Source organism: Candidatus Glomeribacter gigasporarum BEG34, from assembly GCF_000227585.1.
Lineage (GTDB): Bacteria > Pseudomonadota > Gammaproteobacteria > Burkholderiales > Burkholderiaceae > Glomeribacter > Glomeribacter gigasporarum_B.
On the sequence record NZ_CAFB01000035.1, the window covers coordinates 125,553 to 145,405 of the forward strand.

28 protein-coding genes and 1 pseudogene are annotated in these 19,853 nt (G+C 55.6%); 4 read left to right on the forward strand and 25 right to left on the reverse strand.

Features of this window, described 5'->3' with window-relative positions; translation table 11 throughout:
* Nucleotides 1-40 precede the first annotated feature (40 nt).
* The 8 genes from CAGGBEG34_RS01900 to CAGGBEG34_RS01935 all read right to left on the reverse strand — a co-directional run bounded on the left by CAGGBEG34_RS01900 (nucleotide 41) and on the right by CAGGBEG34_RS01935 (nucleotide 7,665).
* Nucleotides 41-259, reverse strand: a complete 219-nt coding sequence (locus CAGGBEG34_RS01900) for a hypothetical protein (RefSeq protein ID WP_238984932.1) — start codon at nucleotides 257-259, stop codon at nucleotides 41-43.
* Between the two features lie 45 nt (nucleotides 260-304).
* Nucleotides 305-3,358 carry a hypothetical protein gene (locus tag CAGGBEG34_RS01905; RefSeq protein ID WP_006682206.1) on the reverse strand — a complete coding sequence of 1,018 codons (3,054 nt, stop codon included), beginning with the start codon at nucleotides 3,356-3,358 and terminating at the stop codon, nucleotides 305-307.
* Nucleotides 3,355-3,588, reverse strand: a complete 234-nt coding sequence (locus CAGGBEG34_RS01910; RefSeq protein ID WP_006682207.1) for a hypothetical protein — start codon at nucleotides 3,586-3,588, stop codon at nucleotides 3,355-3,357. Before CAGGBEG34_RS01910 ends, CAGGBEG34_RS01905 begins: the two co-directional genes overlap by 4 nt.
* Entirely contained in the window at nucleotides 3,585-4,817 is a 1,233-nt protein-coding gene (locus CAGGBEG34_RS01915; protein WP_042687562.1) for a hypothetical protein, read from the reverse strand. The genes CAGGBEG34_RS01910 and CAGGBEG34_RS01915 overlap by 4 nt, the downstream gene beginning before the upstream one ends.
* The gene (locus CAGGBEG34_RS09550; protein ID WP_006682209.1) at nucleotides 4,789-5,472 is read right to left on the reverse strand and encodes a hypothetical protein; all 684 of its coding nucleotides are present in this window, start codon (nucleotides 5,470-5,472) and stop codon (nucleotides 4,789-4,791) included. Before CAGGBEG34_RS09550 ends, CAGGBEG34_RS01915 begins: the two co-directional genes overlap by 29 nt.
* 240 nt (nucleotides 5,473-5,712) lie before the next feature.
* A complete protein-coding gene (locus CAGGBEG34_RS01925) occupies nucleotides 5,713-6,276 on the reverse strand; it encodes a DUF6750 family protein (RefSeq protein WP_006682210.1) in 564 nt (187 codons plus the stop codon).
* A gap of 18 nt (nucleotides 6,277-6,294) precedes the next feature.
* On the reverse strand, nucleotides 6,295-6,819 hold the full coding sequence (gene traQ, locus CAGGBEG34_RS01930) for a conjugal transfer protein TraQ (protein WP_006682211.1): 525 nt from the start codon (nucleotides 6,817-6,819) through the stop codon (nucleotides 6,295-6,297).
* Between the two features lie 3 nt (nucleotides 6,820-6,822).
* A complete protein-coding gene (locus CAGGBEG34_RS01935) occupies nucleotides 6,823-7,665 on the reverse strand; it encodes a hypothetical protein (protein WP_006682212.1) in 843 nt (280 codons plus the stop codon).
* A 131-nt stretch (nucleotides 7,666-7,796) separates the two neighbouring features.
* Between CAGGBEG34_RS01935 and CAGGBEG34_RS01940 the strand changes: the two genes are divergently transcribed.
* Nucleotides 7,797-8,087, forward strand: coding sequence for a hypothetical protein (locus tag CAGGBEG34_RS01940; protein ID WP_158641770.1), 291 nt, complete (start codon nucleotides 7,797-7,799; stop codon nucleotides 8,085-8,087).
* The gene (locus CAGGBEG34_RS09555; RefSeq protein ID WP_006682213.1) at nucleotides 8,084-8,596 is read left to right on the forward strand and encodes a hypothetical protein; all 513 of its coding nucleotides are present in this window, start codon (nucleotides 8,084-8,086) and stop codon (nucleotides 8,594-8,596) included. The genes CAGGBEG34_RS01940 and CAGGBEG34_RS09555 overlap by 4 nt, the downstream gene beginning before the upstream one ends.
* Before the next feature lie 12 nt (nucleotides 8,597-8,608).
* Here the strand turns inward: CAGGBEG34_RS09555 and istB are convergent.
* The 6 genes and pseudogenes from istB to tnpA form a co-directional block, all read right to left on the reverse strand.
* Nucleotides 8,609-9,393: pseudogene (gene istB, locus CAGGBEG34_RS01950) on the reverse strand (IS21-like element helper ATPase IstB).
* Nucleotides 9,390-10,475: an IS21 family transposase gene (istA, locus tag CAGGBEG34_RS01955; protein ID WP_042687568.1), complete on the reverse strand. Its 1,086-nt coding sequence runs from the start codon at nucleotides 10,473-10,475 to the stop codon at nucleotides 9,390-9,392. The pseudogene istB and the gene istA overlap by 4 nt, the downstream one beginning before the upstream one ends.
* A 108-nt stretch (nucleotides 10,476-10,583) precedes the next feature.
* Nucleotides 10,584-11,033: a transposase gene (locus CAGGBEG34_RS09990; protein WP_081463715.1), complete on the reverse strand. Its 450-nt coding sequence runs from the start codon at nucleotides 11,031-11,033 to the stop codon at nucleotides 10,584-10,586.
* A gap of 93 nt (nucleotides 11,034-11,126) precedes the next feature.
* Nucleotides 11,127-12,773: an IS66 family transposase gene (tnpC, locus tag CAGGBEG34_RS01965; protein ID WP_238984922.1), complete on the reverse strand. Its 1,647-nt coding sequence runs from the start codon at nucleotides 12,771-12,773 to the stop codon at nucleotides 11,127-11,129.
* Between the two features lie 74 nt (nucleotides 12,774-12,847).
* Nucleotides 12,848-13,219 carry an IS66 family insertion sequence element accessory protein TnpB gene (tnpB, locus tag CAGGBEG34_RS01970; protein WP_238984923.1) on the reverse strand — a complete coding sequence of 124 codons (372 nt, stop codon included), beginning with the start codon at nucleotides 13,217-13,219 and terminating at the stop codon, nucleotides 12,848-12,850.
* A complete protein-coding gene (tnpA, locus tag CAGGBEG34_RS01975) occupies nucleotides 13,179-13,652 on the reverse strand; it encodes an IS66-like element accessory protein TnpA (RefSeq protein ID WP_042687387.1) in 474 nt (157 codons plus the stop codon). The genes tnpB and tnpA overlap by 41 nt, the downstream gene beginning before the upstream one ends.
* 179 nt (nucleotides 13,653-13,831) lie before the next feature.
* Between tnpA and CAGGBEG34_RS12090 the strand changes: the two genes are divergently transcribed.
* Nucleotides 13,832-14,005, forward strand: a complete 174-nt coding sequence (locus CAGGBEG34_RS12090) for an ATP-binding protein (RefSeq protein ID WP_420885875.1) — start codon at nucleotides 13,832-13,834, stop codon at nucleotides 14,003-14,005.
* Nucleotides 14,006-14,112: 107 nt separating this feature from the next.
* Here the strand turns inward: CAGGBEG34_RS12090 and CAGGBEG34_RS01985 are convergent, their stop codons facing one another.
* On the reverse strand, nucleotides 14,113-14,445 hold the full coding sequence (locus tag CAGGBEG34_RS01985; protein ID WP_158641772.1) for an ORF6N domain-containing protein: 333 nt from the start codon (nucleotides 14,443-14,445) through the stop codon (nucleotides 14,113-14,115).
* A gap of 52 nt (nucleotides 14,446-14,497) precedes the next feature.
* Nucleotides 14,498-15,112: a hypothetical protein gene (locus CAGGBEG34_RS11285; RefSeq protein ID WP_006682215.1), complete on the reverse strand. Its 615-nt coding sequence runs from the start codon at nucleotides 15,110-15,112 to the stop codon at nucleotides 14,498-14,500.
* A 289-nt stretch (nucleotides 15,113-15,401) separates the two neighbouring features.
* Between CAGGBEG34_RS11285 and CAGGBEG34_RS09560 the strand changes: the two genes are divergently transcribed.
* The gene (locus CAGGBEG34_RS09560; protein ID WP_006682217.1) at nucleotides 15,402-15,857 is read left to right on the forward strand and encodes a CCDC90 family protein; all 456 of its coding nucleotides are present in this window, start codon (nucleotides 15,402-15,404) and stop codon (nucleotides 15,855-15,857) included.
* Between the two features lie 24 nt (nucleotides 15,858-15,881).
* Here the strand turns inward: CAGGBEG34_RS09560 and CAGGBEG34_RS02005 are convergent, their stop codons facing one another.
* The 9 genes from CAGGBEG34_RS02005 to CAGGBEG34_RS02040 form a co-directional block, all read right to left on the reverse strand.
* On the reverse strand, nucleotides 15,882-16,331 hold the full coding sequence (locus CAGGBEG34_RS02005; protein ID WP_006682218.1) for a hypothetical protein: 450 nt from the start codon (nucleotides 16,329-16,331) through the stop codon (nucleotides 15,882-15,884).
* Nucleotides 16,331-17,128: a hypothetical protein gene (locus CAGGBEG34_RS02010; RefSeq protein WP_042687581.1), complete on the reverse strand. Its 798-nt coding sequence runs from the start codon at nucleotides 17,126-17,128 to the stop codon at nucleotides 16,331-16,333. The genes CAGGBEG34_RS02005 and CAGGBEG34_RS02010 overlap by 1 nt, the downstream gene beginning before the upstream one ends.
* A 56-nt stretch (nucleotides 17,129-17,184) precedes the next feature.
* Nucleotides 17,185-17,400, reverse strand: coding sequence for a hypothetical protein (locus CAGGBEG34_RS02015; RefSeq protein WP_006682220.1), 216 nt, complete (start codon nucleotides 17,398-17,400; stop codon nucleotides 17,185-17,187).
* On the reverse strand, nucleotides 17,397-17,618 hold the full coding sequence (locus tag CAGGBEG34_RS09995) for a DUF551 domain-containing protein (protein WP_006682221.1): 222 nt from the start codon (nucleotides 17,616-17,618) through the stop codon (nucleotides 17,397-17,399). The genes CAGGBEG34_RS02015 and CAGGBEG34_RS09995 overlap by 4 nt, the downstream gene beginning before the upstream one ends.
* A 226-nt stretch (nucleotides 17,619-17,844) precedes the next feature.
* On the reverse strand, nucleotides 17,845-18,030 hold the full coding sequence (locus tag CAGGBEG34_RS02020; RefSeq protein WP_006682222.1) for a hypothetical protein: 186 nt from the start codon (nucleotides 18,028-18,030) through the stop codon (nucleotides 17,845-17,847).
* Nucleotides 18,031-18,068: 38 nt separating this feature from the next.
* Nucleotides 18,069-18,290, reverse strand: a complete 222-nt coding sequence (locus CAGGBEG34_RS02025) for a hypothetical protein (RefSeq protein WP_006682223.1) — start codon at nucleotides 18,288-18,290, stop codon at nucleotides 18,069-18,071.
* Nucleotides 18,287-18,520: a hypothetical protein gene (locus tag CAGGBEG34_RS02030; RefSeq protein WP_006682224.1), complete on the reverse strand. Its 234-nt coding sequence runs from the start codon at nucleotides 18,518-18,520 to the stop codon at nucleotides 18,287-18,289. The genes CAGGBEG34_RS02025 and CAGGBEG34_RS02030 overlap by 4 nt, the downstream gene beginning before the upstream one ends.
* Before the next feature lie 46 nt (nucleotides 18,521-18,566).
* The gene (locus CAGGBEG34_RS02035; RefSeq protein WP_006682225.1) at nucleotides 18,567-18,923 is read right to left on the reverse strand and encodes a hypothetical protein; all 357 of its coding nucleotides are present in this window, start codon (nucleotides 18,921-18,923) and stop codon (nucleotides 18,567-18,569) included.
* Complete coding sequence (locus tag CAGGBEG34_RS02040) at nucleotides 18,910-19,194, reverse strand: hypothetical protein (protein WP_006682226.1); 285 nt, start codon at nucleotides 19,192-19,194, stop codon at nucleotides 18,910-18,912. Before CAGGBEG34_RS02040 ends, CAGGBEG34_RS02035 begins: the two co-directional genes overlap by 14 nt.
* Nucleotides 19,195-19,853: the final 659 nt, after the last annotated feature.

Genomic DNA, 19,853 nt, shown 5'->3' on the forward strand with positions numbered 1-19,853 from the left:
ATGCGCAATTTTAAAATCCGCTGATCATGGGGTTGGCCGGTTAAACATTCATCCGTCCGCCACCCAAATCCTGAACAAGACGTTCGATCAGCGCCTTCTCGCTCTCGTCCAAACGGGCTTGATCCACAAATCGCCAATTTCTTTCGTAGATCGCGAGCGCTTCACGTTCATCGACCATGCCGTCATCGCGCCGGTTCCATGTAATCAGTCGCAACTGCGGAAAGTCAGCGAGTCGTATCATATTTGTTTCTTGATCCATTTCAACTTGATGAATATCCACTTTTTATTTTAGAGCTGTTTAACGTCATGCAGCACACGCCCTTTCAATTTGATGACGATACTGGGCGATCAGCTCATCCGCTATTGAATCGAGAATATTTTCATCATCCCTGGCGCCTTGTTCAGCGCGCCGCATTTCAATGGCGGGTACTGCGGTGCCGCCTGGAAAGGCGCGCGCGAGGATTTTTCGGGCTGCCGCGGGCGGCAGACGTTGATACAGCCGCCGCCGCAAGCCGACATCCTGATTCGTGGTCGAGAAGGCCCACAGTTCAATTGCGCTCGGTGCGTTGTGCAGTACTTGAGTGATAAAGCCGACTTTGGTTTGATGCCAGACGAGAAACCGTCCGGCGCCGCGCACCTCGGTTTGCAATGCCTGCATCGCCGAGTCCGACAAACCGAACAGGGTTTGCGCCTGCGCGCGTGAACGCGCCGTGCCTGCATTCATGATGTAAATGGAGAACGCGGATTCGGTGATCGGTTCGCCATCAGTCTCAAAGTCGGCGATGAACTGAGAGGCGAGCGAGACGCGGATGCCGTGTTTTCGGCCTTCACGCCGGTCGAGCGCCAGCAGTCGCCGAAACGATGGCTTGCCACCGGTGCGGTGCAATTCATCGATGCACAGCGCTTTCATTTCGTCCTTGACGGCTTCCACGCGCGCTCGATGCGCCGCATGGTACAGTGGCGGCGCTAATGCGCCAATGTCCTCAGGCAGATAATATTGACGCGCCGCCATCTGGCGCGCAAAGAGATACATCATCTCCGCGCGCCTTTCGCCATCCGCACCTGCGCCGCGCGTGACTGCTTCCAGATCGATGCTGACGACACGCGCCTGGTCGTTCAATTCGAACTGCGTATGCTGCGCAATGATCGGGAAATCCCGCAATGCGGTGGTGATGACCATGCGCATTGCATCGAGCAGCGTCATACCGGTCTCGGTCATCGCCCGTGAATGTTCCGCGGGCTCGAACACTGAGCGGATCCGTTCCGCACCCAGCGCTTCGATACAGTCCGCGAGCACCGGCACCGCGAACCGTTGCGCGCGGCGCGCTTCACGGTGCCGATCCGCCTGCGTGAGCGCGTCAGTTACCTCCCACCAGGTCGTCGACTCATCCTGCACAAAGCCGATGTCGGCCAATGCCTGATCGACAATCGGATCCATCGTCGGTTCATAATGTTTTTCAGCGCCGCGCGTGGCGTATTTCTCATAGACTGCGTCGATCAGCATGCTGGCCAGTTCCGGCGCGTTTGGAAACGGCGCTTTTTTGCCGACAGGCGTAGCCAGCGCCGTCAACAACGAGATCAAGAACTCCCGGTCGAATGCAGTGGGCTTGCGACAGCCCGGCAACGTATCGAACGGGTTGATCGCAAAAGCGGTTTCATTGCGCAGCCGCACACAGATCGCTTCATGCTGCCGATCCGGTGGCAATGCGTTTTGCAATAGGTCGATCAATCCGCTCGAACTGGGGCCGATATCGATGATCGTAATGAGCGGCAGGCGCTTTAACCCGGGGGACAGAATCGCGCCCAGATTCAACGTATTCAGCCACACGGATTTGCCGGACCCCATAATGGCCCAGATCAGATCGACCCAAGCGGTTTGCAGGGATGAATTAGGCTGGAAAGGATACGCCTTGCCGTCGAGCGTACGCAACAGGATCGACCCGCACTCCTGCCAAGGAGACGCCGCGCGCTGAAGGGGCAGCATCCGGATAGAATCGCTTAAAGGCGCCGCCAGTTTGGGCGCAATCGAGCGATCACCAAATCCGGGGAGCGTGGAGACCAGCCCGGCGACCGGATCGCCCATATCGGTCGAGATCTGCGCAATCCCCCAGCCCTGCAGGGCTCGCACCAGCGTGGATAAACGTTCCTGACAGGTTTTTTGATCGGGTCCCCAGGTGGCCACCGCGATGCGCATGGACACGATGCACTCCCCCTCTTGCGCCAAGGTCTCGATCGCGTCGAACGACCGTTTGACGGCGCGGTTGGACTCGCTCATAAAACCGATGATGCTGGCGGCCAGACGCTTGAATTTGTGCGCCTCGATGCCGCCCGGCTCGATCGAAAACCGAATCCGCCAGGGAATCGCCGGGCCGATGCGATGAAACAGGCGCATGAAGTCGTGAACGTCCTGCGGGCCGAGTTCCATCGTGGCGGCGCCGTGATACTCGCCGTTGATACAGAGGTATTCACCCTCGACATCGATCCGTCCCGAACAGAGTTGCGACGAGAGCTTAGGGAGATAGAGATCGTCATGGGTAGGATGGCGCGGGTTGCGCGGCGTATAGGGATCGCCGGGCAAGACGGGGCGCCACTTATCGTCGGTTCGACAGCGGTCAAATGACTGACGGATCGCGCGCGCCGCGTCAGTTGTGGATAAGCGTGTGACATGCAGCTTTGCCGCGCGGAAATCTTTTTCCATCGCATCAATAAACGTCTGATGCGTGTGCAGAATCCCTTTGATGATCGCGGTGGCCGATTGCGCCGCGCGCATCGGTGCGATCTTGCAGGCTTTGATGCGCGCTTGATGCGCTTTCATCTCACGCTTGAATGCCTCCGGGCCGAGCGCGGAAAGATGGGTGTAGAGCAGCACATAACAGACTTCATGCGCACACAACGCGGCAATGCGTTCGCAGCGCGCATCCAGCATATCTTTGAGATCCAGCCCGATGCGCGCGCAGGTCTGATAGGCGGGCTCCATCAAGCGGCGCGCTGTATCGGCCATCCTCTGTGGGTCGCGTTCAAACGTGATCTCGATCGAATGCCCGGTGCGCTGGAAATACGCGGCCAACGCGCGCTGCAGATCGCCGGTGATGCGTTCAAATTCCGCATCACCCACCACATCCATTGATCCCGCCAATTCGAATACGGTCAGCATCGCGCACTGGCGCGTAATCAGAATCGTCGGGCGCGCGCCCTTGGGATCCAGCGCTGCCTGTTGCTTCGCCTGTGGATCGTCGGGATCCAGGCCAATCGCGGTCTCCAGTTGGCAATAAGCAGGCAAATCCGCACCCAGCCCGTGGCGGGCAATCCAGGTCAGCACCGCTTCGATATTGTCCAGAATGGGTTGAACGAGTTTCATGGGTTTCTGCGCAGGAGTTCAGCGCGCAACTGGGGGATGGCCTGCTGCGTATTCAGGATTTTGGCAATCCACGGATCCGTTTGGCTGATTGCGTGAAGGATGCGCACCACATGCATCACGCGCGCGCGGGCATCCAAACCAGCGATGTCATCCAGTGCGAACGCCGCGCCAGAACGAATGGCGGCCGCGCCGATGAGTTCAGTCAAACTGTCGAGACTGGATAGATTCATCCTGAATGAACCGATTGAAGATCGTCAGGCTGGATCAGGCGATTCAAATCCGGACAGACCAGGCCGTGTTCAATTGCGAAGCTCAGTACATGCAACAATTCAGCGCGCAATACGCGCACCCGCACCGCGCCGCTTGAATAGCCGGTGACTGCGAATCCTTGATCCAGTGCGTATTTGGCGAGCGCAAAACAGAAGGCGCGATCCGCCGCGCGCAGCCAGACGGCGCGTGAGCTCAGCGTTCTCTTTTTCGTGAGCCGGTTGTATTCATCGCTCGCCAACGCTGTCCAGTGATTCTCGGCCAGCAATCCCGCCGAATACGAGAGCGCCAGCAAGGGGTCTTCGCTGAGCACGGTGGGCAAGGCGTGCTTGAGTGGTTGATATTGTGTCGATTTGAACACAGATCGAATCTCGATCGGTGCACACTGCGCCAGCCAGATCAGTTCCGGATGCGAAACCCATTCGCGCAACACCATGCGGGAGGCGACTTTCTGACCAAAGGCTGCGAGCGCGCCATAAGCAGCGTCCGCACGGGTCATGTCGACGACGACTTCAGCCAACACGGGCGCCTCACTGTTCAGGCACATGGCTAGGCGTTCTTTTGCGTTCACGGGCAATTGCCGATTCGAAAGATAGCCCCAGCCGTCGTCCGGAATGGGACACGCCAGGATATTTTTTGCATGCAGCAGCCGATTCATGCGCAGCGTCAGAAAAATCGAGTTGGGAACGAAATCGGCGCGTGATACGGCTGAATCGGTTTGATAGGCGGACCGCAGCGCATGTTCGAGACGCGGATCATTGGGGAGTGTGTCGCGTGGAAAACGCGACTTGATGTTCTCGTGCAGAGCATCCGCATTGAACAGTTCACCGGGTTTCCATTCGTAGGCCATTGCGCCAAGCGTTAAAATACGCATCGCAATTTTGGCCAGTTGCTGCGCGGCAGATTTTGCAAAATGGCCGGCCATTGGAATGCCGAGATCGGCGGCCATTTGATACAGCGGCGTGCGGAAAAAAGAAGTCCCGCGCAGATTATGCACATGGCGGTGTCCCAGCATCTGGAACGCGCTGAATTCACTGTTGGTGACCCAGATCACGTGGTTGGCCAGATCCGCATGGCTGCGCATATACATCGCCTCTGCCCCGGCGATGGACGCCCATCCGGCTTTGCATTCCTTGGGATTGTCGTAGAGCATGACGCCGATTTCAGGGTGATGATCCGCAGGCGCGCTCATGGATGCGTTCCCACGTGTTCATTGGCAATGACGCATAGCTTTCTTCGATCCATCGGCCGATCATGCCCTTTATCCGCACCGGCTTGTAGAGCAGAAGCATATGCGCCAGACTGCTGCCGCGCTGCTCGAATGCGGTCTCATCCAGATGCAACAGCGCATTGGCGAAGTCGGATGGATGGGCGCTGCCCCATGCGGAGGCAATCCATTCAGCGCGGCTGGCCAAATGCTGCAACAGCGCGCGCGCTTCTCTTTTTTCCGCTTCACTGCCGATTTCCAGTGCGACGGCAATGGTGCGTTGAAGATGATTGAATTCAGCGTGTGGAAAGTCCTCGAAATAAATCAATACGCCGTGCCGCTGGCTGCCAACCTGGCCGATGTGCTGTGTCCCGTGGCAGAGTGGATCGGCAATTGCCAGATTTTCGTCTCGATTATCCGTATGATCGTCATTGCAATGATGCACTTCGGTGTGCTTTGAGCGGAATCCGCAAAAGACGCATCGATCATCGCCCTTGGCGAGCACCACCGGCCGCTTGGCCTTGTATTCGGCATCTGCGGACTCCATGCCCGCGTCGTCTTGCCGCCAAACCTTGCGTTTGACCGAAAACACGAGCGGCCGATACCGGCGCGAGAGAACGCGGGCGCTTGCTGTATTCATGGAGACAGGATGTACTTTGAGTTGGGCAATTTTCTGATGACATATGGCGACGCATCGGTCACAAATGAGGAGATGCCCCTTTTCGTCGTGAGGACCAATCAAAAATTCAAGCGCCGGTGCCTTTGATGGTCACTTTCCGCCTTGAATGTCGCCACAAAAGTTACAGCCCCATTGCGTCATCACTTTTTCTTCGATCTGCATTTCAATTCCTCAGTAGTCAATATCCGCGTTTCATCTCAATTACAATCCGCCCGGCAATTTGCCCATATGGCTGGCGCCTCCGCCAATGGATTCGGACGCGCTGCTCATGATGTAGCCGATCATGCCGAGCGCGGGGCCGCCCAGGCCGTATCCAAAAATTGAACCAGTGGTGACTTGTTGATCGCCTTTTGATTTTTTGATGCCGTTATTGACGCCAATCGCGGTCGAGACGATGCCGCCGCCATAGCATGCGTAGATCAAGGCATCGATCCAGTCGCCCATATCATTTTTAAGGCTTTTCATCATGGTGCCGATCGATGCATCGGCCGTATTGGGGAAGAGCAGAAAGAGCAGAAGCGCGGCCATCATAGAAAACGGTAACGCTACAGGCATCCGCTCCGCGCCATACCAGGCGCGCACAAAGACGGTGTACAGGATGATGGGGAATACCGTCATCACGACCAGATCACCCAGAGCGGACGGTGGATGCGTGATCGAGAGCCGCAGCAGAAAAAGAGCGCCCACCGTTGCGAGCACGATCCATTTCGCATGGGCAAGCGCCGCCAGATGCAAGCGCATCAGAATGTTGCGAGCGTTCAACATAGTGCTTCTCCCTTCAATCTAAAAAACGAGGCCCGCCGTTTCTTTAAAAGCGTCCAGCATCGTCGTGATGTTGATCATGGCCGCGCCGCCGAGGATGTGCACGAACCCTTTCCATGCGGTGTCCTCATAACCGCCGCCTTGCCCGCCGGATGCGCGGCGCAAGAGCGTGAAGCCCTTCAGGCCATACCACCAGCCGAACGTCGAGACGATCGTCAGCGCGGCATTTATCGCGGGCTTGAATGCACCGGCATGCGCTGCGCCGTCATAGCTCACCATGCCAAAATGAACGGCAGAGGCGCCGGACATCGACGCCCATAGATGGCCCATTGCCCCTGCGAAATGCAACATCAGTGCGCCGATGAAAAAGGACGCGAAGAGTTTGGCGCCCGAGATATCCGCCCCCGGCGCGGCCGTTTTTTTCATCGCCTGGGTCAGAGCATGCGCGCAGTACCCGATGCCGATCATGATCGCCACCACCTGCGCCAATGTCTGTGCTGCGAGAATATCCCGTGCGACGTTAACAACAAGTGTGGTCAGGTCCATCGCTTAAAACTGGATCGCGCCCGCCGTGGTCTGAATTTCATAACGCTCGGCGTCAATTTTGGTGACTGCAGCGCCGCTGATGCTGTCGCCTACTGACACGATGATTTGCCTTCCCGTTTCCTCATCTTCAACCCACCCCTGGCCGGGAATGATTTGTTTGATGTGAAAGCCCAGCATCACTTCGGAGGACTGGCGCGGTTTGACATGAGCGCGAGTGCGGCGCGCGCGTTTAGCCGCATGCGTTGCACGGGCGGCAGATCGGCGTGCATCCGCGAGCGCTTTTTTCAGTTGCGCGATTTCCCGTTCCTTGGCATCCAGCGCCGCTTGCATCGATGCCCTCATCTCTTCATTGACCAGCGGCGCGGGCGCTGCCGATGCTTGTGCCGTCTCGGTGTTCACAGAGACCGCTGCACGGTTGGCCGCCGTGCCATCTTGTGTCCCTTGTTGCGGCGTTTCCGTTGCCTCATGAGTGGGGTTGGATACGGGTTGCGCTTCCTGTGAGAGGGTGGATGTCATCATGCCGCCCTGGCTGCCAGACACCGCTGATCGGGCATTTGCCGGGTCAAAGCGCGCGGCCGGCATGCTTTCCGCCAGCGATGGATGCGCATGACGCGTGCCGGACCACTTTTTATACCCCACCCCGCCGACTACAAAAATGGCGATGGTCCCCGTGACCCAGAGCCACTTTGGCAGCCTGCGCTTTTGCTGGGCGGCGGCGTGCTGTGAGGTTTCATCTACCGCATCGCTGGTCGGTGACTCAGGCGGCCTTTCGTCTGTCAGACGGTCTGCGTGCGCAGTGCTGGCCGGCGTTTCATCGAGGTGGGAGGCGAAGTGATCGGAGGTCATTCAAATACATGAGTTTTATGTGTATACTTATTATTATACATATTCATAGTCTATGTCACGCGCTTGCTTTCCTGGCAAACCAGCGCGTTACTACGGGTGTTCTGTGCAAACGCAGCGTAAAAGGAGAAAAAATGAACATCCACCTTGAAAAAAAGCTTTTGGAAGTCATGCGGGAAATCGCCACAGAAGATGCCGACTTCATTCGAAACGCCGACCACGAGGCCCTGGTCTCCCTCGCTCAGGGAAACACCATGCTGTACAGCGTCTCTCTGATGAAAGAGGTGTTAGATACCTTCACAGCCGAACATAACCGCCTTGCGGAACATGTGTTGGCTGAGCGGGGTTACGATGGAGACGGTCATCCAGTGGACCACAAAAAATCCCTCGAAGCCTGCCAGGCAGCCCGCAGGATACGCCTTTGAGCATACAAGCCAAGGGCAAGTTTTCGCCTCAATCCTCGCTTGTTACTATTGGCCGGCCGCTACGGGAAACCGAACTAAAACCAATCCCAGTGACTGCGCCTCAACCCAGTAACCCCCCCGCCCACGCAGATGCGGCCTGGAAGCAGGTGCTGCGCCGCTACTTTCCTGAATTCATGTGCTTTTTCTTTCCTGAGCTGGCAAGCAGAATTGACTGGTCAGCCGGGATCGAATTCAAGGATAAGGAGCTGGAGGCACTTACCACAGAATCCATGACCGGCAAGCGGATCGCAGATATGCTGGTTCAAGTGCGATCCAAAGAGGGCAAGCCCCTGTATGTGCTTGTTCATACTGAAATCGTGCGACGCGCAAAGTCGCATACAGGGAATGAAGTTATAAGCTTCCAGGGGATTCTTGCCCCCTTTTGTCAACGGCGATTGAAAACTGACACACTTTTGCCGCGAACAGCGATTGAAAACGGATACACCGCCCTTATTTCAATCCGCTCCTAGCCTGGACAACACTCAAGCTGCTGCCGTTTCCTGCTTGACATGAATCATGCCTGCCTGACGCTGATGCTTGAGACGGTAACTTTCCCCTGAGATAGGCACGATATGCGCGTGATGTAGCAAGCGGTCGAGCAGGCAGCCGTGAGGGTGGCATCCTGAGCAAAGGTACCGTCCCACTGACCAAATGGCAGATTGCTCGTCACGATCAGGCTGCCTTTCTCATAACGGGCGGCAATCACCTGGAAGAACAGATTGGCCTGTTCTCGATTCATGGGTAAATAGCCAATCTCATCAATAATCAACAGCCGATAGGCATTGATAGCCCGGTGCATGACTGTTTTTAACTGATTTTGCGCGTGTGCAACAGAGAGCGTCAGAAGCAGATCAGCAGCGGTGGTAAAGCGTGTCTTCATCCCGGCTTGCGCGGCTCGATAGCCTAAGGCAATCGCCAGATGCGTCTTCCCCACCCCGGACGGACCAATGAAGAGGGCGTTCTCGTGGCGTTCAATAAAACCCAGACCCGCCAGCTCATCAATCTGGCTGCGTTTCACGCCCGCCGCGAAACTGTAGTCAAAGTCCTCCAATGTCTTGAGTGCCGGAAAGCCCGCCAGTCGGGTCAGCATGTTTTGCTTACGCACCTGGCGACCCTGGGCTTCCGCTTTCAATAACGCTTCCAGGAAATCGCTGTAGCTGCGTTCCTGTTTAGCCGCTTCCTGTGCTGCAGCCGCATACCCTTGAGCGATAAAGGGCAGGTTCAAGCGCTCGCACAAATGCCCCATCCTTTCGTGCTGGAGATTCATACGCTGACCTCCCAGCCTGGCTTGCACTGCTCGAACAAGCGTTCATAAATCGCCAGCGGATGCTGCACGGGCGTGAGCTGTTCAAGGCGCTGCCTCACCACTGCCGGGCGCGGCGTTGGCTGATCACGCTTGGCTAGATGCGGGCGCGCCGCGCAGAGATCGCCGCGCCAAGGGGCCGGAATCGGCTGCAAGCTCAGCCGCTCTTCGTTCAACCGCTCAGCAGGCTTCACCTGTGTCGTGCCATGAATGCGCGGGTTGGCGACTTCAGCCAGCCAACGGCGAACTTCAGCATTGGCCGTGATGACATCCAGCTTCAAGCCTGCCACCCTGAGCTGGGCCGCCAGGGGCACATAGAAAGAGCGGCGTAAATAGCCATTAAAGCGTTCGACCTTGCCTTTCGTCTTGGCTCGGTAAGGCTGGCACAGCCTGGGTACAAACCCATAGTGGTTCGCGAAGTCCAGGAAGGCAGGCTGGAAGCGGTGCTTTCCCGGACCGTAGGCATCCCGCTCTAACACCACCGTCTTCATGTTGTCGTACAGGATTTCTCGCGGGACGCCGCCAAAATACTCAAAAGCATGCTCATGGCAAGCCAGCAGGGTGTCCAATTTCTCATTGTTGACAAACTCGACAAAGCTGGTCCGCGACCAACTGAGTGTCGCTACAAAAGCCGAGAGCGGATGCTTGCCGCGTCGAAATACGATCCAGTCACATTGCATCTGCTGACCGGCGGGGGTCTCAAACCGGATCAATGGCGCTTCAGGACGAACGACACGCAAGCCCCGGATGAACTGACACACGCGCGACATTCCCCCTTCATAGCCCAGTAGTTTGATCTCTCGACACAGCACCGTCGCCGGCAACCAAGCCGGATGCGCCGCACGTAACCGCTCTTCGATATAACCCCTATAGGGATCGAGTTTGTGGCGGCGGCGTTTGCGGGGTGTGCGCTGCGTCGCCGTGATATCGCGCAAGTAGTGCCGCACCGTATTGCGCGATACCTGCAGTTGCCGGGAAATCTCCCGAATACTCATCCCTTGGCGGGCTAATACTTTGATTTCCACTTGTTCCTCTATGCTCAACATGACCCTAAAAAGGGCCAAAATTTACACGAGGTGGGTCAGTTTTAAGTTGCTGGCAGTGGGTCAGTTTAAGGGTTCTTCCTCACTTTGTGTGAAGGGTAAGCAGCCGGTTCAGCTAGAGTGAAGCACCCGAATACGCAGCAGTTCGAAGCTGGCCCGTCCATACATTTGCCGTTTGAGATATTTAAGCCGATTGACGTGCCCTTCGACCCTGCCATTACTGTAGGGGGTTTCGAGCGCCGCGCGCACGGCTTCATAATCCTGTTCGAGGCCGGAGGCGAAGCGGCGCAGTTCAAGCAATCCGCTGGCTTTGGCCTGTCGTATCCAAACAGTCAGTGGTATCGGGAGCTGTTTTCTGACCATAGAGATAAAATCTTGCGCCAGCCGTCGCGCCTTTCCTATCAGTGGATTCCGGCGACACAAGCGGTTAATGAGTAAGCGCTCAATTTTCTGCACCTCGCTTATTGCAGGTTGGAGGCGGAGTATGGGTGTCCACCCAAATTGAAGGTGGACACCGTGAGACAGGAAGAATCGTAAGCGTAAGCCCTCAATTTTCTGCACCCGTTGTGGGCGAAAGTGATCGCCCCGCGAGGCTGATGATCGATGGTGTGGAGAGAGATCGTAAGGAAACCCAACGCTGGTTGAGGTGTCGAACTATCCGGAAGGGGGCTTTTTTGTAACGGGCTGCCGTTGGGCGAAATGCCAGGGGAGCAGGTCATTCACCTCAGCGTCGTCCGGGCGTTTGGGGAGCTCGGTGAGCACTTCGTTGAGGTAGTCCCAAGGTTTGACCTGACAAGCACGGCAGGTGAGCATGAGGCTATAGATCACCGCGCTGGCGCGCGCGCCCGCGGCCGTATCGCTAAACAGCCAGTTTTTCCGGCCGGTGCAAAAAGGACGAATATCCCGCTCAATGAGGTTATTATCGATGGGGGCATGGCCATCTTCCGCATAGCGGCTCAGGTAAATCCACTGCTCGCGGGTGTAGCCAATGGCTTTGCCAAGCAAGCTTTTGGGTAAGACGTGCTGGGCCTGTTCGTCGAGCCAAGCCTTGAAAGCGGTGAGCACCGGCGCACTGTGCTGCTGTCGCCACCGGTACAAGAGCTCAGGGTGACCCTGCCTATCCCGCGCCAGGGCTTCGACTTTGTATAGCCGGCGAATGAACGTGAGCGCTTGCTCGGCGCGCCCGTCTTTTTGGGGAGAAGCCTTGAGCGCTTCGTCAAAGCGGCGTCTGGCATGGGCCCAGCAACCGAAGTGGGTCACGCCTTGAAGAGATCGCCACGCGAGGTAGCCGTCACTGATCAGTTTGCCCGTATACCCGTTCAGAAACGCCTGCGGATGATGTTGTGCGCGTGAGAGTTGATAGTCAAACAGGACAACCGGTTCAGCGCTGGGTTCGGCGCTCCGATAAGCCCACATGTAGCTTTTGCTCTGGGCGTGCCGACCGGCTTCGTGCAAGACCTGCAGGGTGGTTTCGTCGCCGTGGATTAGAGGCTGTGTGAGGAGCACGTGATGCATCGCGTCATACAAACGCTGCAGATGGCGTTGACTCGCGCCAATGAGCCAGTGTCCCATCGTGCCGCGCCCGATCTGAATGCCTGCGCGATGGAATACCTGTTCCATTCGATATAATGGCAAGCCATCGGCATATTTACTCGTCATCACCGTGGCAATCGTCGCCGCACTGGCCACGCTGCCAGGCAGCGGCTGCGCAGGCATCTCGGCACGCACCACGGGTGCGCGGATCTCATGACGTTCGCAGTGTCGGCAGCCGTATTTGAAGCGCACGTGTTGCCATACCCACACCTGGCGGGGCGGTATATGCAACTGCTCGCTGATGTCTTCGCCGATGCGGTGCATCATGCGCTGACAGTGCGGGCAGCATTTCTGTGCGTCGGGAAGATCGTATTCAATCCGCTGGCGCGGCAGTTCTGCGGGCAGCGCGCGCCGGCCCCGCGGGGGTTCGGGTGAGCGCGGCGCCTCTTGCGGCAGACCCGTGTCCAGCAGGGGAACCGTCCTCTCGTCTGTGCCCGGATCCGCTTTGGCTTCGTGCTCGGCTTCGTTGAACACGCGCTCGCGGGACTTCTCGCTCCGCGGCGCATAGCGCTTCAGTTGCGCAAGCCGGAATTGCTCTTCGAGATAACGCACCCGCTCGCTTAACTCGGCAATGCGCCGCGCCGCCACCGCCGCGCGCGCTTCGAGCGCTGCCCTGTCCGCTTCGAGCGCTTCTTTGTCCGCTTCAAGTGTGCGGATATAACGCTGAACCGGTGACGGTAAATCAGGAAAACAAGCGTAAGCATTCATACCGCTTACGATAACTCATCTGCGCCGCTTATCCAGCAGAGGAGACAGGTCGCACCGCGAACCGCTTGACCTGTTTAGCTCACACGCCGATAGGCGCGCCAGGGATGTCGTCGCATCGCTTCAATGTCGATTCCCTCCAGCAGCCAGTGCAGTTGCTCAATCGTCAGCACCAGGACAGCTTGCTGGCGCGGCCACATGAAGCGATCTGCTTCGAGCCGTTTCGTCAGCAACCAAAAACCATTGCGATCCCAAAGCAATAACTTCACGCGATCCCGCCGGCGATTGCTGAATGCGTAAACCGCGCGCGCAAATGGATCCCGTTGCAAACTTTGCTCAACCAGCGCAGCGAGCCCATTAATGCCTTTGCGAAAATCCACAGCCTCACGGTGCAAATACACTTGCAGATCAACGGCCAGATGAAACATCGCCGCGCCCCAACGTTTCAATCATCGCACAGACCAACTCCGCGTCCTGACCCAGGCACTCAAGGGTCAGTCTCACGCCATTGGGCAGATAGGCATTGAGCCGGGAGGGCTTCGCAGGATCAGGCCATTTGCGAGTGGACTGGCTCAGGGCAGGCATACAAGCAGGCCGCTCTCTTATTGCGGGAGCGCTTTTGTTCTGAATGACCGGTACAAACGCCGAGAGTTTCTCTGCCCCGTCCTTCATGACGCCCTTCTCTCTCGCTCGCCGGTCTCGCCTAATCCATTTATGCAACAGGTTTGCGTTCACTCCATGCGAAAGCGCTAGGCTAGCTATCGACACGCCCGGCTGCAAGCACGCTTCAACCAGCCGGCTCTTCGCTTGCGGATCAAATATCCGACTGCCATCTCGCTTCACTCTGATTATTGGCAGTCCATCACATACCGATTCATCCATGTCTTAGGGTGTCCACTGTCAATTGGGTGGACACCCATACTCCGCTTCTACCCTGCAATGCGCCAGGTGCAGAAAATTGAGCGCTTACGATGAACCCACTGCTCTACTCCCTTTTCATCGGGATCAACGAGATGGGCTACGTGCCCATCGATCCCAAAGCCAGACCCCCTGCTTTTTGAATGGCTGTCCAACCTCATGAAAAAGGGTCAGTCCTGATCACAACGCACCTGAATTTCGAAGAATGGGTACACGTCTTTGGGCACACCCAGATGACTCAAACCCTCATTGTTCGGTTCACCTACCCTTGCCTTGTGCTGGAAACAGCCAACAAAAGTGGGCGGTTGAAGAACTGAAAAAAGAACAAAACGGGCAGGACACAACTCAATAATAGGGTCTGTTGGACTCACGGGGGGAGGGGGCATTTTTCAACTGAACTTTACAGTGAACGATTTGACCAGCATCAGGTAGCCGGTTTGGTTAAGAGGATGAGGCCATTGGGTGCAGTAATGCCGAGTTCTTTGGCTTCGTACGAATTTCGTACGAAGTCATCTTTGCCTTCGATCAGTTTGTTTTGGTGAGCGCGGAAATTGCGACCAGCCGTATCTTCAGGACGACGATGCGCCTTATCCATCATCGCGAGTGTGATGACGGGCTGACCTTGATAGAAAAGGATGGGAAGTGCGACGTTGTACGGAAGATGCACAACCGGCGCGGATGCGCCTAAGATGGATGTGTCATGGCATGACGCCTGTAGTGCGGTTTTATTCCCCCCCTCTATCAAAAAGGGGGGCAAACCGAATGGGATTGATAGACCGGACTACAGGTACCGGCGAGCCTTGCGCCCCCTATCCGGCCCGCCATAGAAGCAATGCCAGACATTTGACACAAAAAAGCCGCTTCCGTTTGAAATAAATACGGCGTGGCTCTTCTGCGCCTGTAGTACACGGGCTTGCAAACCCGCCTGCTGATGGTTCAGCATTGAGCGCAATATAAGCCGCCTCATCAGAGGACGTTAAGGGCCGTATATAAAAAAAGCGGCTTCCCTTTGTTAATATCAGTAACGAATAGCCAAACTCGATACGATCTTCACGCGGGAGCCGCCAGAACCATGAAAAATGTACGTCAAGAATTGAGCGACAAAGGCGCGCAAGTACCGCCGTGTCGTAATCCAGCACCGCTGCCAATTGCGCCGCCATCGCCAGCCCCTCAAAATCCAGCGAAAGCATCAAAGGAAAATGACTATGAACTACCCAAGGACACACTATGAAGCCGTCTTGGACGTGCGATATGGCTGGCGTTTTAATGAACTGAATGAACGCTTTTATCAGCGCCTGGATGGGCTGTTGGGTTTTATATGCTATTTTGGTGGCAGCGCAACCTTGATAGGGGTACTTGCTCACCATCCAGTCTTTACGACTATAGCGAGTCTGTGCGTAGCTTCTGCCGGTGTGCTGAATCATTTGATTTCCGCATCCAGGAAAGCGTATGCACATGCCATTGCGAGGGCGAAATATGCTGCCCTTGACGCACGCGCGCCTCGCTTGAAATTGGAAGAATTGGACGCTGAACTGAAGCGCTTGCAAGGCAATAGCCCGAACGGAATCAGGGCGCTTTCCATGCCTGCCTTTAATACAAATCTCTTGAGTAATGGACGGCCTGATAAAATACAGTCCCTGACTTTCTGGCACAAATGGGTAAATTTGATGGCTTGATAGCTGTGCCAGGGTTGATGCAAAGGAGAATTGATTTATGGCGCTTCCCGCTTTCGACACGCTCAGAGTAGCCAACCGGCTTAAAGCTGTTGGCGTTCCATCCGCACAGGCTGAGGCGGAGGCAGAAGTTTTATCTGAAGTCTTTGAAGTCAACCTGAAAGAGTTGGCGACAAAAGAAGATTTGCGAGCAACCAAAGAAGATTTGCGCCGCGAAATTGGCGATTTGCGCAAGGACATGGACGCCAAGTTCGCGGGCGTAGATGCCAAGTTTGCGGGCGTGGATGCCAAGCTTGCGGCTATGGAAGAGCGCTCTGACGCCAAGCACGAATCGCTGCGCAAGGATATGGACGCCAAGCACGAATCGCTGCGCAAGGACATGGAGCTTATGGCTGCTCGCTTTGAAAAGCGGCTCCTGATTTTGGGCGTGACGTTAGGCTCCATCACCCTGTTCGGCCAAAATGCCCTCAGTACCTTGCTGCGGCTGTTCCAATGATGCATAAGATTTCTCCTGTGCTGCTCAGTCATTCGCAGCGCGCAGCCTTGAGAATTTGACTTTGAGAAATGTGCGTAGCGTGTCTGTGTGCTTGAATCGAGCGCCGCCTGCTTTTTCCAACTGTTCGACGTTCCAGTACCCTTCTATTTCACTCAAGGCATCCAGCAATTTGTAAACGGGTTCTTCGCCTCGCTTTCTTTTAATTGGGTAACGGGTTTGTAAAGTCTCTGGAAATAGCTCGCCCTGTGCGATTTCGTCTCGGTCTGGATGAAATTTGGAGGCCAATAATTTCCGAGCCATCTGTTTAAGATGTTCCATACAGGCGTACTGAACATGCGCATCCACAGAGGTATTGCCGTAGGCGTCGTAAACCTGATTGGCAATCCATGACGGTGGCAAGTCATTCATATCCTGTTCGCTCGCTTCCACAATGGCCGCCCTCATTTTTTGCTGGATGTCTTCGTGTAAACTCATCAGATAACCTCGCTGAATTGCTGATAAAAATCAGTGAGCACAGGCACAAGGCGGCGCATGTCCTTCTGCATTTCGGGCGTCATCGTCTGAAATAGATAACCAGGCGTTTTTGATGTGTAGCCTTCCCGTTCAAAGTCGAGTGTGTAGTCCCATATCCATCGGGCGGTTTCATCTACGCTTTCCGCTTCACGCACTTCTGGGCCTCTGTAGGCTTCCCGAATAAGCCTTGCTGTGGTCGGTTTTTTTGACGGATTACGGATTGCGACTTCAAAGTCTTTTTCTGGAATGGCGGCGAGCTTTTGGTAGCGGTTTGCCATCTGGCGCGATATACCGTTCGCTTCTAAAGCGGCAGCGTAGGGGAAGATGCATGTCCCATCGTTGGACGTGCATCCCTCGTGTTCAGAGATACATGTTTGATCGTGCAACATGCATCCTGATTCCGAATCACTTTCGCCGGATAAGACAGATGCAGTCCGTCTTTCGTCATGGTTATTGTTGTTACCACGCCCCAAGATGGCATGTGTCCGTTCTGCCCGTTCCTCCCTCGGCATTCTCGGCAATTCCCTTAACAACTCTCCCATCCTGCGCTGCGCTCGGTTTCTGATTTCCCGCGCTTTATCCTCGGCTTCGGTATTTCGGGCTTGTTGCGCATAGACTTCCAATGCACGGGCTTTATCCCGCAGTTCTTTAACCTCATCGACGCGGTGGCATTCGGCAATGGCTTTGCACATCGCTTCGTACCGGACGAGTGCGGGTGGTTGCGTTTTTGCTGGCATGGCGTTTTGGTTCCCGCTCATGCTTCGCTCCGCTGCGGAAGTTCTAGCAATCGATTTCATACGTTCGCCCGCGATATTCACGAGTTGCCGTCGATGCGCGCGTCGCCGGATATCTGTGCGTTGCCGGATACCCATGCCTCTCTCTCATGGCTCAAGTTCTCCTCTTTCTCGATGTAGCCGCCCAGGTCGCCTTTCTTCATGCCTCTAAAATCCCTCAGTGCCCGAATGCGGTAGAGCGTTCTGCCGTCGTACTCGATGCAGTCATCTTTCAGTAATTCGTATTTCTTGCTCATGTTTCGCTCCGTTTTGGTGGTGCGGGTAAGGGCATCCAGTGGGTGACTTCGCATTGCATCAAGGGGCCGGAGGGCGTGATCCAGCGCTCTTTAAGCAAAGAGGTACGCCGGATAAACTCGGATTTAAAGGGTTCAGGGTCTGGGTCATTCATATCGATGGCCATCACGATTTCACCTTCTGACGGCTTCTGCTGTTTGGCATCTATCCACTTGTTCATCTATGATTCCTTTATCGTTCATGCGCTTGGGTGAGCGCAGAGGGGCGGGAACATTACGTTCCCTAGAGCTTGAGATTTCTTTCTTGCCTCTGCGCTCGCCCAAACACACGCTGATGTTTGGGAAAAAAGCCCGTGTCGTGGGCCAGACGGTTCTATTCGCTTGCGTTGTCAGAACCTGGAGAAACTGATTTCGCAAGCGTGGCGGCTTCCCGATACAGGGGTTGAATTACGATGCCGCCACGTTGCCGGTTGTGCGAAAGACCGCACCTGCACGCGTAACATCGCTGAGCGCATGGCAAATGGCGTCGGTAATCCGTCTGGCCTCGCTCATGGCATTGGCGAGCGAGGCCAGACAGCGGCTTGCCCGCTCCAGATGGCAGGCAGATTCGCGGGTCGTTTCGGTGTGAGTCATGTTTTTTCCTCAGCGGTTCAATCAAAATGTCATCGGATTCATTCGGCAATCTTGGTGACGGAGCGAAACACTTTTCCCGCCTTCTGCACGTCGTCGATCAGGCGCAGAATGTCTTTCGCCAGTAAAGGCGGGTTATCGGTGGCTGTTTCCCGATAGGCGTAGGCTTGCGCTGAGATAGAACCGCCGATGTCCTCAATGCGACGAACGGCTTCAAAGACTTCACGAGGAAGTTCTCGCTTTGGATCTTGGGTTTCAGTCATTGCTCGTTTCTCCTTGTGTGTTGTTGCGCTTCCTCTTGAACGCCTTGGCAGAATTCAGCGTTCGCGTGCAGCACAGAATTAATTGCTTGGTTCAGATCGGCTGTGACCACAGCTTTATGCGCTGCGCCCATCTGTTCGTCGCAGTAGGCGGCCCGCAGTAACCGCAAGCCGTAAATCATTGCCGCAGCCTGGAAAGCGGAGGCGGCGCATTTGTTCACTTCATCCTCCATTCGTGCTCGGCGTCTTCTCTTTCCAGCGCTTCACGGGCTTCGGCGTCTATCTCGCCCGTGTGTGCCGGTCATATTCCTTCTGGGTGCGATAGTCAATGTCGGACTGGATGGCTCTCTGGACAAGAATGAACACCTTGTCTGAATCGCATTCATGCACGGCACGGACAAATGTGTCTTCGTCCGTTGCGCCCTCGGTCGCAAGGGCGCTGCAAATATCGTTAAAGTTCAGTGCATCCCAGAGCTCTTGCTCGATGTCAGCCAGCGTTTTAGCTTTTGTAAATTTTGCAAGCCGGTCAAAGCCCTGGCGCATCCGCATGAAGATGGATTCGAGGCAGGCAAAGTTTGTTTGGGTCATCTCCAAGCTTCGTGTGGCTTTGGCTATTGCCGAGTCATAGTCGAACATGTATGCTACTGATTGCACATTGATTCGCCGTATCGCCAAAAGTTGCGCGCGCGTATTTGAGAGCTTCGAGCAGGTCAGGTGCAGCAGCCATCAGGCGGGCGTTGGCCAAGGTGCTGCCCCTCTGTTCCGCGCTTAAGATATAGGCACTTCCAATAGCCTTCCCTCCGCTATCAATTTCTATCTCGCCCCGATACCACGGCCTAGGCGTGTGCTTGATCTCTTCTTGTTCAGTGCGGAGCGATGGTTGACTTGCGTTTGTGGTTTCGTTCACCTCTGGCTCCAAAGCAGTTGCATTTGAAGACAGGCCGCCTTCGGGCGGCTTTTTGCTGTGGAGTGTGGGAGGAGTGCTGTATGCGCAGCGTCGGCGCGGGCGAGCGGTAATCGGTGAAGTGTAGGGGGGGCATCGTTCATCCATCGGGTAGGTGGCAATGGATAAAGAGTAAATCATTGATTGACTATCGTAAATCAATGATTTATAAAAAGGCTGCCGACGCTATCACTATTTTTGAGGCTTGCCTAAGAAGAGTTTCCTGGATAGTTCAACGATCGTTTGCGCGAGCGCCTCAATTGCTTTAGGCATGTGTTCAGCATATGAACCAGTGATATCTACTTGGTGCGTGTCATCATTTTGCAGGTCAATCAGGATATGGCTGCGTTGCAACTGGCGCGACTCGGCGTCATGGTTGGGGTGCCCTTCTTGCTGGCAGTCGAACAGATTTACTAGGGAGGGGTTTAGGAGTTTCTTTGTGGCTTTGTAATGTACGAAATTGATAACGTTATCCATTGTGCGCAGGGCAAACGCCGAAGGATCGGCTTGAACTGATTCCTGCAAAAGCAGGCTGCGCGGGTTACTTTACCCAACTGTGTGCTGCTCGATAGATATAAGATCAATACCCTAAAGCAGGAGAGAGGAAGGAGGTAAGGATCATC